The organism is Streptomyces sp. NPDC004838 (genome assembly GCF_053600955.1).
This window is the reverse complement of record NZ_JBSGAW010000060.1, coordinates 1-15757: the sequence shown is the minus strand read 5'-3', so window position 1 is coordinate 15757 and position 15757 is coordinate 1. Positions and strand designations below refer to the sequence as shown.

At 69.6% G+C, this 15757-nt stretch carries 14 protein-coding genes; all 14 read left to right on the top strand.

Features of this window, described 5'->3' with window-relative positions; genetic code table 11:
• Window positions 1–152 precede the first annotated feature (152 nt).
• Window positions 153–1658 carry an ATP-binding protein gene (locus ACWEFL_RS35535; protein ID WP_451721138.1) on the top strand — a complete coding sequence of 502 codons (1506 nt, stop codon included), beginning with the start codon at window positions 153–155 and terminating at the stop codon, window positions 1656–1658.
• Between the two features lie 76 nt (window positions 1659–1734).
• Complete coding sequence (locus ACWEFL_RS35530) at window positions 1735–2172, top strand: roadblock/LC7 domain-containing protein (protein WP_451721136.1); 438 nt, start codon at window positions 1735–1737, stop codon at window positions 2170–2172.
• Between the two features lie 5 nt (window positions 2173–2177).
• Complete coding sequence (locus tag ACWEFL_RS35525) at window positions 2178–2534, top strand: DUF742 domain-containing protein (RefSeq protein ID WP_451721134.1); 357 nt, start codon at window positions 2178–2180, stop codon at window positions 2532–2534.
• Window positions 2500–3111, top strand: a complete 612-nt coding sequence (locus tag ACWEFL_RS35520; protein WP_451721132.1) for a GTP-binding protein — start codon at window positions 2500–2502, stop codon at window positions 3109–3111. Before ACWEFL_RS35525 ends, ACWEFL_RS35520 begins: the two co-directional genes overlap by 35 nt.
• Window positions 3108–3614, top strand: coding sequence for a GAF domain-containing protein (locus tag ACWEFL_RS35515; RefSeq protein ID WP_451721130.1), 507 nt, complete (start codon window positions 3108–3110; stop codon window positions 3612–3614). The genes ACWEFL_RS35520 and ACWEFL_RS35515 overlap by 4 nt, the downstream gene beginning before the upstream one ends.
• 51 nt (window positions 3615–3665) lie before the next feature.
• A complete protein-coding gene (locus tag ACWEFL_RS35510; protein ID WP_451721128.1) occupies window positions 3666–4859 on the top strand; it encodes an acyl-CoA dehydrogenase family protein in 1194 nt (397 codons plus the stop codon).
• Window positions 4860–4991: 132 nt separating this feature from the next.
• Window positions 4992–5765, top strand: coding sequence for an SAM-dependent methyltransferase (locus tag ACWEFL_RS35505; protein ID WP_451721126.1), 774 nt, complete (start codon window positions 4992–4994; stop codon window positions 5763–5765).
• Entirely contained in the window at window positions 5762–6523 is a 762-nt protein-coding gene (locus tag ACWEFL_RS35500) for a hypothetical protein (protein ID WP_451721124.1), read from the top strand. Before ACWEFL_RS35505 ends, ACWEFL_RS35500 begins: the two co-directional genes overlap by 4 nt.
• Window positions 6524–6955: 432 nt before the next feature.
• Complete coding sequence (locus ACWEFL_RS35495; protein WP_451721122.1) at window positions 6956–9157, top strand: phospholipase A2; 2202 nt, start codon at window positions 6956–6958, stop codon at window positions 9155–9157.
• Window positions 9158–9542: 385 nt separating this feature from the next.
• Window positions 9543–10298 (top strand): hypothetical protein, encoded by a 756-nt coding sequence (locus ACWEFL_RS35490; protein WP_451721120.1) that lies wholly within the window; start codon window positions 9543–9545, stop codon window positions 10296–10298.
• Between the two features lie 328 nt (window positions 10299–10626).
• Window positions 10627–12573 carry an acyl-CoA dehydrogenase family protein gene (locus ACWEFL_RS35485; RefSeq protein ID WP_451721118.1) on the top strand — a complete coding sequence of 649 codons (1947 nt, stop codon included), beginning with the start codon at window positions 10627–10629 and terminating at the stop codon, window positions 12571–12573.
• A gap of 294 nt (window positions 12574–12867) precedes the next feature.
• Window positions 12868–14124: a 1-deoxy-D-xylulose-5-phosphate reductoisomerase gene (gene dxr, locus ACWEFL_RS35480; protein ID WP_451721116.1), complete on the top strand. Its 1257-nt coding sequence runs from the start codon at window positions 12868–12870 to the stop codon at window positions 14122–14124.
• Window positions 14121–15422, top strand: a complete 1302-nt coding sequence (locus ACWEFL_RS35475; RefSeq protein ID WP_451721114.1) for a M50 family metallopeptidase — start codon at window positions 14121–14123, stop codon at window positions 15420–15422. The genes dxr and ACWEFL_RS35475 overlap by 4 nt, the downstream gene beginning before the upstream one ends.
• 171 nt (window positions 15423–15593) lie before the next feature.
• Window positions 15594–15757: flavodoxin-dependent (E)-4-hydroxy-3-methylbut-2-enyl-diphosphate synthase (locus tag ACWEFL_RS35470; RefSeq protein WP_451721140.1), on the top strand; the 164-nt coding region annotated here is incomplete at its 3' end.

Genomic DNA, 15757 nt, shown 5'->3' with positions numbered 1-15757 from the left:
CTGTCTTCATGCACAGCCACGACAGAATCACCCGCCCCGAGGGCCACTTTCGATCACACCGCACTCAAGATCGATAGGACAACGTCTTCTTACGTGTCCGGTATGCGGGTTGGCTGGGTGCGGGGATGTGTGTCCCGTCGGTGGCCTGGGCTGTGAGTGTCGCGGGTGCCGGTGCGGGGTGGTCGGTGGGCGGGGGCGGTGTGGTGGGGGCCGTCGGGTTGCTGGTCGCACACGTACGGGCCGGGAGGGACGCCACTGCCCGTGCGGCTGAGCGGGACGCGTGGAGCGCGCGGACCGAGGCGGAGGTGGCGCAGGTGCGGTCGCAGTGCTGGGAGTGGCTGAGGCGGTACAAGACAGCGACGGCGCAGGGGCGTACGGACTTCGCCGGGGTGCTGCACGCGGTCGGCGAGGGGCGGGTGCCCGTGGTACGCGCCGCCCCGCCTGCCGTGGGCGTTCCCGGCGATCCGTTCCATGCGATGGAACTGCTGCTGGCACAGGCGTGGCAGGAGGCCGCCGCTGAGGTGGCGGCGACGGCCCGCAGGAGGCGGGACGCGGGTGAGGACGTGATCGGCAGTATCGCGCCCCGGCTGAAGGGGCTCGTTCTGCGGGCTCTGGGGGTGCTGGACGATCTGGAGCGGGACACCGAGGACCCGGATCTGCTCGGCGGCCTCTTCCGTGTCGATCACGTGACCACGCTGGTGCGCCGCTATACCGAGTCTCTGCTGGTGCTGGGCGGCCGTCCGCTGCCCGCAGGCCGGGCGCCGGTCCTGATCTCGACCGCGCTGCGGGCGGCGATCGCGCAGACCGAGGACTTCAGCCGGGCCCGCGCCACCTGGCATCCCGATGCCGTCGCGATCGCGCCCCATGCCGGGCCCGCCGTGGTGCACCTCCTCACGGAGCTGATCGGCAACGCGCTGTGCTTCAGCGAGCACCAGGTTCTGGTGACCGCGCGGCCGGTCGCGGCGGGACACGTGATCGAGATCGAGGACCGCGGGCTGGGCATGCTGCCCGAGCGGCTGGAGTGGTCGAACCGGCTGCTGGAACACCCCGAAGCGACCGACGTACGCGATCAGTTGGCGGACGGACGGATCGGCCTCCTTGTCACCGCCCTCCTCGCGCAGCAGCACGGCATCCGCGTCGAACTGCGCCGCAACCTCCTCGGTGGCACCACCGCGCTGGTGGTGCTCCCGCACCGGCTCCTGGTCCCCGTCCAGAACCCGGCACCGGAACCGGCCGACGCGACCGTCGCCGGATCCGGGGAGATGACAGCCGTGGTGTCCCACCGTCCCACGGACGGCCCGGACCACTCGGACCACTCGGACCACTCGGCCGGTTCGGGCGGTCGGGGCGCGGGGCGGTCCGTACCGGAGCCGTCGCCCCGTCACGACCCCGCCCCTGCCCCTGCCCCCGCCCCGGTGCCGGTCCCGGCACCGGCCGGAGTGGCGGTGGGTGGTGTCCGCCCGTCCGCACGCGAATCCCCGTCGCGGCCGGTGCTGCCTCAGCGCGTCCGTGGTGCGGCGTCGGACGGTACCGCCCACCCCCGGCCCGTGGTCACCGAGCCGGAGGTGGAGCCGGGGCCTGCCAGTCCGGGGCTCGCGGGCGCGTTCAGCGCGGGACTGCGCTCCGGCTCCGGCACGGACGGCTCAGCACCCGCCTGACCGCCGACACCCGACGGACGCGCCACCCCCTCACCCCGTCCGGAACTCCGAGCGGGAAGAAGAACGGAGAGACACCATGCAACAACAACGTGCCGACAACGTCGCCGACGAACTCGGCGATCTGGGCTGGCTCCTGGAAGGTTTCGTCACCAAGACCGCGGGCGTCGAGTGGGCGGTGCTGGCGACACGGGACGGTATCGCCCGCTGCTACCACGGACTGCTGCACGACCATGCGGACCTCATCGGCGCACTCGCGTGCGGACTCCACTCCCTGGGGGAGTCCGCCCCCGACGTGCTCGGGGCCTCCGGCAGGATCCGGCAGGCGGTCCTCGAACACGACCGGTGCGTCCTCTTCGTCATCGGCTCGGGCAAGGGCACCCTCCTGGCCGTCAAAGCCGCTTCCAGCGCCGACCCCGGAGTGGTCGGGCACGAGATGGGACAGCTCGCCAAAAGCGTCGGGGACCACCTCGCCACACCCGACCGGCACCCGTCCGACAGCGAGGCGCTGCGGTGAGGCCCGTGCGGTGGAGCCACGCGACCGACCCGCAGGTCCGTCCCTACGGGCTCACCGGCGGCCGGACCACTCCGCGGCTGCCACTACGGCCGGAATCCCTCCTCCAGACCGGCACCCGGGCATCGGCCGGGGGACTCGCCCCTGAGCACCACCAGGCGGTCCGTCTGTGCCGGGGCACCACCTCGGTCGCGGAGGTCGCCGCCGGGCTCGGCCTCCCCCTTCAGGTCACCAAGATCATCGCATCCGACCTGATCACCTGCGGCGCGCTCGACCTGTACACCCCTGCCCTCGCGGACGGCAGAAACCCTCAGTTCCTGGAGGCCCTCCTTGTCGCACTCGACCGCAAGTTCTCCACCGCCTGACAGCGTCCCCGGGATACCGCTCTCCTTGAAGATCCTCGTCTCGGGCGGGTACGGCGCGGGCAAGACCACCCTGGTCGGGGCCGTCAGCGAAATCCCGCCTCTGCGTACCGAGGAAGTCATCTCCGAGGCGAGCGCCGCCACCGACGTCCTGTCCGGTGTCGCGGGCAAGACCACCACCACCGTGACCATGGACTTCGGCCGGATCACCTTCCGCGACCCGCAGCCGATGATCCTGTTCCTGTTCGGCATGCCCGGCCAGGAACGGTTCCGTCACACCTGGCACTACCTGTCCGAGGGCGCGGTCGGCGCGGTGGTCCTGGCCGACACGCGCCGCCTTGGGGACTGCTTCACCGCCGTGGAGCACTGCGAGGCGAGCGGGCTCCCGTTCGTCGTCGCCGTCAACGAGTTCGACAGCGCGCACCGGTACGCCGAGGACGAGATCCGTACCGCCCTCGACCTCCCCGGCCACGTCCCCCTCGTGTCCTGCGACGCCCGCAAGGCCCACTCCGCCGCCACTGTCCTCGTCGGCCTCGTCCGCCACGCCCGGACCCTCGCCACCACCGGAGCCCGCCCGTGACGTCCACGCCTGCCGAGCGGGCCCGCCGCCTCGCGGACCTCGGCCTCACTCCTCTGACTCTCGCACCCGTGCCCGCTCTCGACGCCCTCGCCGCCGACATCGCCGAAGATCTCGGAGCCCCGTATGCCATGGTCAATCTGATCACCGGCCGTCAGAATTTCGCCGGTCTGCACACACCCTCCGGGAGCGGTCTGCCGCCGGTGGGCCGGACGATGAGTCTGGAACACGGCTACTGCCCGGCGTTGATCGAACGGCGTAGTGCCCTGGTCCTGCCCGATGTGTACGGAGTGGCCCGCTTCGCCAGCAACGTGGTCGTCGACCAGATCGGCATCCGCTCCTACGCCGGCGCGCCCCTGATCGATCCGGACACCGGCATGGTGCTCGGCACCGTCTGCGCCGTGGGCATCGGACCGCGCCCGGCCGCGACCGCCCGCGCCGCCCTCCGGCTGATCAAGCACCACCGTGACCGTGCCTGGGAAGCGCTCGCGTCCACGGCCGCATGACCGCACCCGCACCCGCACACAGCAGTGAGCCGAACCACCTGGGGGGATGAAATGGATTTCCTGACCGACGACCACGACAACCTTCGCGAGCGGGTGCGCGCGTTTGCCGAGGCCGAGGTCGCACCGCGGGCCGAGGCGATGGACGCGAGCGGTGTCGTGGAGCACGGGCTGGCCCGTCTGATCGCCGATCAGGGGTGGATCGGTGTGACCATCCCCTCCGGATACGGGGGTATGGACGCCGGGCATGTGGCGAAGACGGTCGTCATCCACGAGTTGTCGAGAAGGAGTGCGGCGGCGGGGGCGATCGCGCAGGCGTCCATGCTCGGCACCGCGGGACTGATCCACCTGGGCAGCACCGAGCAGAAGGAAACCTGGCTCCCGGCGGTCGCGGACGGCACGGTCCTGCCGACGATCGCCGTCACCGAGGAGGAGTCCGGCGGCCACGTCCTCGGCATGCGCTCCACCGCCCGCAGGGTCAGCAAGAAATGGTGGGAGGTCAGCGGCCGGAAGGTGTACGTCGGCAACTCCCACGTGGGCCAGTTGCATACGGTGGTGGCCCGGACCGGCGACGGCCCCGGCGGGCTGACCGCGTTCCTCGTCGAGCACGACCGCCCCGGACTCACCCTCCCCGAACACCGGCCCGCGATGGGCCTGCGCGGATTCAGCACCGGCGAACTCCACCTCGACAACGTCCGCATACCCGCCGCGAACATCCTCGGCGGCATCGGCGGCGGGCTGGCGTACGCGTACTCCTCCAGCATCCTCTACGGCCGCCCCAACCTCACCGCCGTCGCCCTCGGCATCCTCGACGCGGCCCTCCACGACACCGCCGCCTTCGCCCGCGAACGTATGCGGTACGGGAAACCGCTCGCCGACCTGCCCGCCGTCCGCGCGAAGACCGCCCGCATGGAAGCGGCCGCCCGCACCGCCCGCCTGACCGCCTATCACGCCGTCCACCGCCTCGACCGGGGCGAGGCATGCGACATGGACCTGATCCACGCCAAGCTCACCGCCGTCGACGCGGCGATCGACGTCACCCGTCTCGCCCTCGACGTCCACGGCGCGACCGGCCTGCGGCTGCCGGTCAACCGTCACTACCGCGACGCCCCCTGCCTCAACCCACCCGCAGGCACCGCCGACATCCAGCTCCACCGCCTCGCCGAACACACCCTCGGCCCCCACCGGCCCCAGTGGTCCGCCCGATACGCCACACCCCACCCGAACACCGCCGCTCCCGCCGTCTGACCCGGCACGCGACGTCTCCACCGATTGCGGCAGTGCCGCTGTCCGCAACCGGACCCACCACCCTCACCCGTCAGGACCCGCACCATGCTCCAAAACCCGAACGAGCCTTCACCGCGTATCCCCCTCCCGCCGATGACCTCCGCCCGCCTCTACAACGCCTGCCAGGGCACCAAGGACGCCTACTACAGCGATCTCGGCATCGCCGCCCGGATGGCCGACCTCGGGCTCGACCCCCGGCTCATGGCCCACGAGAACAGGAACTTCCACAACCGCGTCACCCACTTCGCCGCCACAGAGCTGGGCATCAGCCAGGTCCTCGACGTGGGCTGCGGGATGCCCGCCGAGTCCGGGCCCGACACCCACGACATCATCGAGGACGAGCACCCGGACACCTCGCGCGTGGTGTACGTGGACAACGACCCCGTCGTCGTCGCCCACGCCACCGCCCTCATGCGCGGCAACCGGCCCGACGCCACCACCGCCACCCGAGCAGACCTCCGCCACCCCGACCAGATCCTGCGCACCGCCCGCGACCACCTCAACCTCGCCCAACCCATCGCCCTGCTCCTCATCGCCGTACTCGACTGCATCCCCGACAAGGACGACCCCCACGGCCTGGTCCGCACCCTGGTGAGCGCCCTCCCTCCCGGCAGCGCCGTCGTCATCAGTCACCTCACCGACGACTTCGCACCCGAGACCATGCGCCGCGCGGAAGCACTCCTCGCCGACCAGGCCGTACAGGCCCGTACCCGCCCCTACGACGACATCGCCTCGTTCTTCGACGGGCTCACCCTGCTGGAACCGGGCATGGTCCCGGTCCACCAATGGCACCAGCCCGACCCCGACATGACGACCATCCCCGCCGACCGGATCCACACCTACGGCGGCATCGGCCTCACCCCATGACCACCCACCCCATGACCACCCGGCACGGCACCGTTCCGTACATCACCGCCTGGAGCCGCGAACTCCCCCAGCCCGCCGGCCTGACCGCCCGCCCGGCCACCGGCCTCGCCTACCACAACGAGACCGCCCCCGACCGCGACGACGACGGCGCCCTATGGCTGCGCATCAACCACGACCCCACCGGCACCCCCGAATTCCGGCGCGTCCACCCCACCCGCCAGGCCCACACCATGCGCAACCTCCTCTGCCAGATCTGCCGCACACCCGCCGACCGCAACGAACACGGATACCTCTTCCTCCTCCCCGACCACACCACCGACTGGGACGGCTGGCCCGAGAACATGATCAACACCCACCCGCCCCTGTGCACGGGACCCTGCATCGAAGCCGCCGCCCACTGCCCCCACCTCACCCGAGGCATCGCCATCCGCGTCCGCAAACCCCTCCTCCACGGCATCCACGGCACCCGCTACCACCTCACCCCCACCGGCCACCTACAACCAACCGGCCAAACCACCATCAGCTACGACAACCCCACACTCCCCTGGACCCTCGCCCACCAACTGACCCGCCGACTCACCGACTGCACCACCGACCCCGACGCCACCGCCCGACTCCGCAGGGCCGCCCGGAACGACCTGACGACTCGCCCCTCGAACCCGGCCCCGTTCCGGACGGCATCAGCGTCCTCCCGATCGGGCACGTCCGGCTGTCGCACCACGCCTACGACCTCCACCAGCTCGCTACCTGATCGGTGACCTGGACACGCACATGGCCGCGCCGGGTACGAACCGAACTCCGTAGACGCACGCCCTCGGGTGCCGTCAGCTGATCCTGCCCCTCCAGACACGTGCGCGCATTGTCAAGAACTGTGCACGGATTGACATGGTGCGAGGTGTTCCTCTTCCGCATCATTTCCTCATCAGCCGCACCTTCCGCACCGCCCACGGTATTTCGCCCCGGGAACACCAGGCATCGGCTTCGTCTCTGTTGCCGTGCGGCGAGAGACGAGAACTGCGCAAGCCACGGCCAAGCCCTGCGGGCCGCCTCGCCGCATGCTCCGGGACGCAGCAACTCGGCAGGACGGTCCGCCGGCCCTCTTCGGCGCTGGCAGTCAGGCTCCTGTCCTGCCGTTTTCCGCTCGCCGAACATCTCGGCGAGTGGGAGATCCGTATAGGAAAGGGGATTACATGCACCAGAGACTCCTGGCGAGCCGTGCGAGGCTGCCCGTCGTCGTACTCGCCTTCGCGTTGACGGTCGGCAGCTTGTCCTTGGCTTCGCAGACCGCAACGGCAGCGCAGGCACAGGACAAGTCAGGACTGGCCGCAGCGCTGTCTCTCGCTGTGGAAACAGGGCAGCCAGTGCCGCTGAGGGGAGCATCCCAGGCAGCGGTCTCCGAGGTGACACCCGACGGCAAGATCACTACCAAGATCACCGCCAGCCGCTTCTCGGCCCGGACAGCAGGCGTCTCCCGTACCAAGGCGGCAGCCGCGACAGTGGCGCTGCCGCCCACCGGAGACGCGGACGTCAACAGCGTCTTCGACGGCAACAACAACGACGGCCCCTACCTGAAGGCGGGAACGGAGGCCAGTGGTGAAAAGGCGCGAACCTATCTGAAGTTCGACACGCGGGGCCTGCAGTTACCCACCAAGGCAGAGTTGACGCTCACCAACGTTGATGCCCCAGCCTGCGGAGCCGCGGTGGGAACGGGTATCCAAGTCCGCCGGATCACCGACTTCTGGGATCTGAAAGCGCAGACCTGGACTCCCCAGCCCGCCAGCACCACCGAGGGCGCGGCACTCAGCAGGGAGGGATCCCAGCGGGGTGTCTGCGGCTCGGGTCGGATGGCCTGGGATGTCACCGCGATCGTCGCCAAGTGGGCTGCCGGGACAGCCAACCACGGACTGGTTCTCCAGTCTCCGACGGAAGCCGCGGAAGCCAACCACCGAGTATTCCCCTCCGCTGAGAATACGGAGGGCTTCGGCCAACCGCCCACACTGACCGTGACAACGGAAATTCCCTTTACCCCGGGCGAGGGCGATGATCCGGCCGAACCCGGACCGTCCCCTGCTGACCAGTGGCCCGGACGCGTTGAACCCGAGACCGGCGTCTGGATCACGAGCGGCACGGACGGGTTCGACGGAGGAATGATCACCACACGCAGTCACAGCGCAGGTCAACGCCTAGATCTGACTCTGCCCAACGAGGAGGTTCTCGGGCCGAACTGGCGGCTGGAACCATTGGGCGGCGGGCTGGGTGACCGTCTCAAGGACTTCAGCTTCAACGGCTACGTCCAGATCAAACTCTCCAGCGGCGCGGGGACCAACCGGTACCTGGCCGACGCGACGAAGCCGGACACCTTCACAGCCGAGGACGGCAGCACCGTTACCAGGAACGCCGACGGAACCTTCACGGAAAGGAGCGCCAGCGGATCCGAAATCGTGCGCACTTGGACACAAATCGCCGGCGAATACCTGGTCACCAGCGTGGGAACCGCCGAGACCGGGTCGCAGTGGGTCACCTACGATGTCCAGGGCCGCATCGTCGGTATCGCGTCACCCACCACGCCGCAAGGCATCTGTTCTTCCGGCGCCTCGGCATCTTGCGACGCGACCGGATTCACCTATGCCACGGCAACCACGGCCACAAGCACTCAGTTCGGTGATGCCGCAGGGAACCTGAAGAGCATCAGCTACGACGCGGCCGGCGCTGACGCCCCGGTGACCGTCGTCGACTATCAGTACGACACCGGCAAACGCCTGCGCCAGGTCAGGGACCTGCGGCAGATCGACGGTGAGCCGATCGCCGTACACTCCTACACGTACAACGCGGCAGGCGACATCACCCAGCTGTCCACCCCGGCGGAGGGCTCCTGGACGCTCACCTACGCCGCGCCGGGGAAAATGACCACCGCGGTGAAGACGCCTTCAATCGCGGCGCTCCAACCGCATTGCAAGTACGCGTCGCAGTATCTCTGGGGAAGGGACGGTTGCTGGGCCGGCCCCGTGCCGATGGAATACGGAGGCGTCAAACTCCAACCTCGGTGGAAGCGGACCGTGGGCAACAAAGCAGTGGTCGGCGTCAACAATGACAACTGCACATCACCGAAGGGGAGCCGTCCGGGGGGATTCGATTTCCGTATCGCCTGCGATATGCACGACTACGGCTACGGAATCATCTACCTCAAGACACGTGCCTGGGACAAGTCCAAGAAATCTGCCGTCGATGCGGTCTTCTACACCACACTCCGCGATTACACCTGCAACGCCTACCCCGTACGGCTTCTCCCATTCAGGGGATCCAGGGAGGCGTGCCGGCAGTGGGCGCACACCTACCATATTGGTGTCAAGCACGGGGGTGGCGACAGCATGAAGTACTGGTGGCAGTACTAGCTTGATCTTCAGCCTCGCCGTTTCGCTCGGGTGTGGCGGTTTCGGGGCGGAAACGCGAAAGTGCCCTTCCTGCCCTGGGGCGAGGGACCTTGCTGAGGGGTTCTGTCGGTCCAGGCGGAGGGCACTTTCTGTGTGCGGGCTCTCGGGTCGCGTCCAAAGGTTCGCGTCGGGAGGCTCTCTTCGCGGTGGTCATTTCCAGATTCCGTTGAGGACGGGGGCGGCGCGGGCGATGTCGCCGATCCGGCTGTGGCCTGGTGCCTCCAGGTCGCTCGTACGGCGGCAACGCGGTGCCGTGGCCGGGTGGCACGCGGGAGGGGCGCACACCGGGGCGGACGGGCAGGCAGTTCCGTACCTTCCGCGGTCCGCGGGGGCTATGGTCGTCGGCGTGAGCGACGGCGACGCCATAATCCTCCGCAAAGACCAGTACCGCGCCGTGATGCAGTGGGCGCTCCGCGACTACGGACCCATGGACTGCTCGACGCAGATCCAGGTGGGCGAACTCATCGGCCCGGCCGGCTGGTTCGTGGACCACGCCGGCTTCGGCACCCGCCGCTTCGGTGACAAGCGCGCCGCCTGGACGGTGATACGGCGTCTGATGGACCTGCACGAGGGCCGCTGGGAGCAAGTCCCCGTCGACCGGCGGCCGTTCTACACCGTGCGCCGCAGCGACGGCTCCCGGGTGCTGTACTCCCAGGCGGACGGGGACAGCCTCTTCGGGCACTGGGGCAGGCTGCGGGACCAGTACTGGGACCTGTACGGGAAGGCGCATCAGGCGGGCACCAGGCTGCGCACCACGCAGAGGCACGGCCCCAGCGGGTTCAGCGTCACCCAGTACACGGATCCCCTGGACGGGAGGGTGCGGTACTGGCTCGACATGGTCCGTGGAGACGCCGACTGGCGGGTGGTCGACTACACGGGCCGGGCACTGGCCGAGAAACGTTACGAGCAGTGCGTGGAGAACTCCGCCAGCGATCGGTATCCGTACCGGAACAGCGACGTCGACGGCGTGCCCGTGAGCAGAAAGACCTCGGAGCACCCCGGCATGCGGCGGCTGCCGAGCGGTGTGTACGTAGCGGAGGCCGACCTTCCCGAGTACGAGAAGCTGTACGGTCCGCTCCCGCGCAGGAGGGGCGACAGGTGAGACGACGGCTGGGCGGCGGGGACCGGACGACGCGACCGCACTGGTGATCTACCGGTCCGGGAGAGGCCGAGTAGATCCACTGGTAGGTGTAGTACGGGGTCGGGTCCGTCCGGCGTCTCCCGGGCCCGCCACCGGGCCCAGGGCCGGGGCCGTGGCCTCCTTCGCCGCGTGCGGCACTCCGGCTCCACCCGCTCGCGTACCTCCACCGCCGCGGGAGACTGGTGGAGCCATCGGTAATCGGGTAGTACGGATGAGTAGCACCGGCCGGTAGCGCGATCACGCCCCGGCCCGGACGCCCCACGACCCGACTCGCGGCGAGGTGGACCTCATGACCGCACCACTTGAGAAGAACAGGACTCCCAAGGTCACCGAGCGGGAGGCACGGCAGGTCGCCGAAGCCGCCCGCGAACAGGACTGGCGCAAGCCGAGCTTCGCCAAGGAACTGTTCCTGGGCCGCTTCCGGCTCGATCTGATCCACCCGCATCCGCTGCCCGCGGGCGAGGACGTCCGGCGCGGTGAGGAGTTCCTCTCCAAGCTCCGCGACTTCTGCGAGACGAAGATCGACGGCGCGCTCATCGAGCGCGAGGCCCGCATCCCCGACGAGGTGATCAACGGGCTCCGGGAACTCGGCGCGCTCGGCATGAAGATCGACGTCAAGTACGGCGGCCTCGGTCTCACCCAGGTGTACTACAACAAGGCCCTCGCCCTCGTCGGCTCCGCCAGCCCGTCCGTCGGCGCGCTGCTCTCCGCGCACCAGTCGATCGGCGTGCCGCAGCCGCTGAAGACCTTCGGCACCCAGGAGCAGCGGGACGCGTTCCTGCCCCGCCTGGCGCGCCATGACATCTCCGCGTTCCTGCTCACCGAGCCGGACGTCGGTTCCGACCCCGCGCGCCTGGCCACCACCGCCGTCCCGGACGGCGACGCGTACGTCCTCGACGGAGTCAAGCTGTGGACGACGAACGGCGTCGTCGCCGATCTCCTGGTCGTCATGGCGCGCGTGCCCGAGTCGGACGGCCACCGGGGCGGCATCACCGCCTTCGTCGTCGAGGCGGACAGCCCCGGCATCACCGTCGAGAACCGCAACGCCTTCATGGGCCTGCGCGGCCTGGAGAACGGCGTCACCCGTTTCCACCAGGTCAGGGTCCCGGCGCGGAACCGTATCGGACCCGAGGGCGCGGGCCTCAAGATCGCTCTCACCACCCTCAACACCGGCCGCCTCTCGCTGCCCGCCATGTGCGTCGGTGCGGGCAAGTGGTGTCTGAAGATCGCCCGCGAATGGTCGGCCGCCCGCGAGCAGTGGGGCAGGCCGGTCGCCCGGCACGAGGCCGTCGGCACGAAGATCTCCTTCATCGCCGCCACCACCTTCGCCCTCGAAGCCGTCCTCGAACTCTCCTCCCAGATGGCCGACGAGGACCGCAACGACATCCGGATCGAAGCGGCGCTCGCCAAGCTGTACGGCTCCGAGATGGCGTGTCTGATGGCCGATGAACTGGTCCAGATCCGCGGCGGGCGCGGCTTCGAGACCGCCGACTCCCTCGCCGCCCGCGGTGAGCGGGCCGTCCCGGCCGAGCAGCTCCTGCGCGATCTGCGCATCAACAGGATCTTCGAGGGCTCCACCGAGATCATGCATCTGCTGATCGCCCGCGAGGCCGTCGACGCGCATCTGAAGGTCGCCGGCGATCTGATCGACCCGGACAAGTCCCTGGGCGACAAGGCCCGAGCGGGCGCCCAGGCGGGCGCCTTCTACGCCCGCTGGCTCCCCAAGCTGGTCGCGGGCCCCGGACAGCTCCCGCGTTCGTACGGCGAGTTCCATCCCCTGGGACACGCCGACCTCTCCGCCCATCTCCGCTATGTGGAACGGGCCTCCCGCAGGCTCGCCCGTGCGATGTTCCTGGCCATGGCGAGGTGGCAGGGCCGGATGGAGACCAAGCAGGGCTTCCTCGGCCGGATCGTCGACATCGGCGCGGAGCTGTTCGCGATGAGCGCGGCGTGTGTACGCGCGGAGCTGCTGCGGACCGGTGAGGGGCACGGCCGGGAGGCGTATCAGCTCGCCGACGTGTTCTGCCGTCAGTCCCGGATCCGGATCGAGGAGCTGTTCGAACGGCTGTGGACCAACACCGACGACATCGACCGCAGGGTCGTGGACGGGGTTCTCTCCGGTACGTACACCTGGCTGGAGCAGGGCATCGTCGACCCCAGCGGCGAGGGCCCCTGGATCGCGGACGCGACGCCGGGCCCCTCGGAACGGGAGAACCTCCACCGCCCGGTCCGCTGATTTTCTTGTGGCTCGGTTCCCCTCCGGGGCGCTCCAGCGTGCGTCGACACTCGACCGTGCTCGGCCGCTCGTTCCTCACGGCCTCCGCGCGCTCTCCCTTTCGACACCCGCGCGCCCCTTCGGCTCACTCGCCGGGGAGACACCCACACGGCGCGCCGGCCACCGCGGGCTCCGGGCCACCCGTCGGCGGGCAGCCGATCGCGCGGCCCGTCTTTATGTGGCTCGGTCACCCGTTCGCCCGGTCACCCGTGCACCCCTGTCCTGGCACCGCCGGGTTACGGCCACAATGGGGGGATGAGCGACAGCCCATCCCCCCTCGCCGACCCCCGTACCGTCTTCGCCCCCGACACGGGTGAGGACCGCCGGGACATCGTCGTCCTCGGCTCCACCGGCTCCATCGGCACGCAGGCCATCGACCTCGTCCTGCGCAACCCCGACCGCTTCCGCGTCACCGCGCTCTCCGCCGCGGGCGGCCGGCCGGGACTCCTGGCCGAGCAGGCCAGGCGGCTCGGGGTGAAGGCGGTCGCCGTGGCCCGCGAGGACACCGTGCCCCGGCTGCGCGAAGCCCTCGCCGTCGAGTACGGCCCGGAGCCGCTGCCCGAGATCCTGGCGGGCCCCGACGCGGCCACCGAGCTCGCCGCGTCCGACTGCCACACCGTGCTCAACGGCATCACCGGATCCATCGGCCTCGCGCCGACCCTGGCCGCGCTCACGGCTGGCCGCACCCTCGCCCTCGCCAACAAAGAGTCGCTCATCGTCGGCGGGCCGCTGGTGAAGGCGGTCGCCCGGCCCGGCCAGATCATCCCGGTGGACTCCGAGCACGCCGCCCTCTTCCAGGCGCTGGCCTGCGGCACACGGGCCGATGTCCGCAAGCTCGTCGTCACCGCGTCCGGCGGCCCCTTCCGCGGCCGTACGAGAGCGGAGCTGGCGGACGTCACTCCGACGGACGCGCTCGCCCACCCCACCTGGGCGATGGGCCCGGTCATCACCGTCAACAGCGCGACCCTGGTGAACAAGGGCCTGGAGGTCATCGAGGCGCACCTCCTCTACGACATCCCCTTCGACCGCATCGAGGTCGTCGTCCACCCGCAGTCCTACGTCCACTCCATGGTGGAGTTCACGGACGGCTCGACCCTCGCCCAGGCCACCCCGCCCGATATGCGCGGCCCGATCGCCATCGGCGTCGGCTGGCCCGGACGGGTGCCCGACGCCGCACCCGCCTTCGACTGGACCAAGGCGTCCACCTGGGAGTTCTTCCCCCTCGACACCGAGGCGTTCCCCGCGGTGGGACTCGCCCGTCACGTGGGTGAGCTGGGCGGCACCGCCCCCGCGGTGTTCAATGCGGCGAACGAGGAATGCGTGGACGCGTTTCTCGCCGGTCGGCTGCCGTTCAACGGAATCATCGATACGGTCACCGAAGTCGTCACCGAGCACGGAGCGCCCCCGCGGGGAACCCTGCTGACGGTCGCCGACGTCCTGGAAGCGGAGGACTGGGCCCGTGCGAGGGCCCGGGAACTGGCAGTGAAGGCCACAGCGGAGGCTCGCGCATGACGATGTTGTTGACGGTCCTCGGCATAGCTCTGTTCGCCGTCGGCCTGCTGTTCTCCATCGCCTGGCACGAACTGGGCCATCTCTCGACGGCCAAGCTCTTCGGCATCCGCGTGCCGCAGTACATGGTCGGCTTCGGCCCGACCCTCTGGTCCCGGCGGAAGGGCGAGACGGAGTACGGCATCAAGGCCATCCCCATGGGCGGCTACATCCGCATGATCGGGATGTTCCCGCCCGGCGTGGACGGCAGGATCGAGGCCCGGTCCACCTCCCCGTGGCGCGGGATGATCGAGGACGCCCGCTCGGCCGCGTACGAGGAGCTCAAGCCGGGTGACGAGAACCGGCTGTTCTACACGCGCAAGCCGTGGAAGCGCGTGATCGTGATGTTCGCCGGGCCGTTCATGAACCTGGTCCTCGCCGTCGCGATCTTCCTCGGGGTGGCGATGTCGTTCGGCTTCTCCACCCAGACCACCGAGGTCGCGGGCGTCCAGAAGTGCGTCATCTCCCAGAGCGCCAACCGCGACACCTGCGCCAAGGGCGACCCCGTCTCGCCCGCACAGGCCGCGGGCCTCGAGGTCGGCGACAAGATCGTCGCCTTCGACGGGCAGCCCGTGAACGACTGGGCCACCCTGTCGAACCGCATCCGCGAGACCATCGGCCCGGCCACCATCACCGTCGAACGCGATGGACGGCAGCAGGTCCTCAACGCCACCCTCGCGAAGAACATGGTGGCCAAGAAGGACTCGGACGGGCAGGTCGTCCCGGATGAGTTCGTCCCCGCCGGCTATCTCGGCTTCGCCGCCAAGTCCGAGATCCTGCCGCTCTCCTTCACGGACTCCGTGGATCGCATGGGCGACATGATCCACAACGGCGTCGAGTCGATCATCGCCCTGCCGTCCAAGGTCCCCGACCTGTGGAGCGCGGCCTTCGGTGAAGGCGAACGCAAGGACGACTCCCCGGTCGGCGTGGTCGGAGCCGCCCGGATCAGTGGCGAGGTGATGACCCTCGACGCACCGGCACAGAACCTGTTCGCCATGTTCCTGATGCTCCTCGCGGGCTTCAACCTCTCGCTGTTCCTGTTCAACATGCTGCCGCTGCTGCCACTGGACGGCGGGCACATCGCCGGAGCGCTGTGGGAATCCGTGCGGCGCAATCTTGCGAAGCTCTTCAAGCGGCCCGATCCAGGCCCGTTCGACGTGGCCAAGCTGATGCCGGTCGCGTACGTCGTGGCGGGCGTCTTCATCTGCTTCACCCTGCTCGTCCTCGTCGCGGACATCGTCAACCCGGTCAAGATCACCTGATCCGGGCTCCAGACAGGGCTGTGGCGGCCGGTGCACCCTGTGCCCGGCCGCTCACCTTTCCGTGGGGTTTGACCCGCGCGATGTGCTGGGCGTAACCCCGGTGCCGTAACCTCGGAGGCTGGAGCCCGCCGATCTCGGGACCTCGATCCACACCATGGGGTTGCACAGCAGATGACCGCGATTTCTCTCGGTATGCCTTCCGTTCCGACCAAGCTCGCCGACCGCCGGATCAGCCGCCAGATCCAGGTCGGGTCGGTGGCTGTGGGTGGGGATGCGCCGGTGTCGGTGCAGTCGATGACGACGACGCGTACGTCCGATGTGGGGGCGACGTTGCA

What these genes read in the sequence shown, in the direction of transcription:
- ACWEFL_RS35475 (WP_451721114.1), top strand. Translation starts at nt 14,121, where the DNA reads ATGACGATGTTGTTGACGGTCCTCGGCATAGCTCTGTTCGCCGTCGGC.
- ACWEFL_RS35505 (WP_451721126.1), top strand. Translation starts at nt 4,992, where the DNA reads ATGACCTCCGCCCGCCTCTACAACGCCTGCCAGGGCACCAAGGACGCC.
- ACWEFL_RS35485 (WP_451721118.1), top strand. Translation starts at nt 10,627, where the DNA reads ATGACCGCACCACTTGAGAAGAACAGGACTCCCAAGGTCACCGAGCGG.
- ACWEFL_RS35500 (WP_451721124.1), top strand. Translation starts at nt 5,762, where the DNA reads ATGACCACCCACCCCATGACCACCCGGCACGGCACCGTTCCGTACATC.
- ACWEFL_RS35495 (WP_451721122.1), top strand. Translation starts at nt 6,956, where the DNA reads ATGCACCAGAGACTCCTGGCGAGCCGTGCGAGGCTGCCCGTCGTCGTA.
- dxr (WP_451721116.1), top strand. Translation starts at nt 12,868, where the DNA reads ATGAGCGACAGCCCATCCCCCCTCGCCGACCCCCGTACCGTCTTCGCC.
- ACWEFL_RS35530 (WP_451721136.1), top strand. Translation starts at nt 1,735, where the DNA reads ATGCAACAACAACGTGCCGACAACGTCGCCGACGAACTCGGCGATCTG.
- ACWEFL_RS35510 (WP_451721128.1), top strand. Translation starts at nt 3,666, where the DNA reads ATGGATTTCCTGACCGACGACCACGACAACCTTCGCGAGCGGGTGCGC.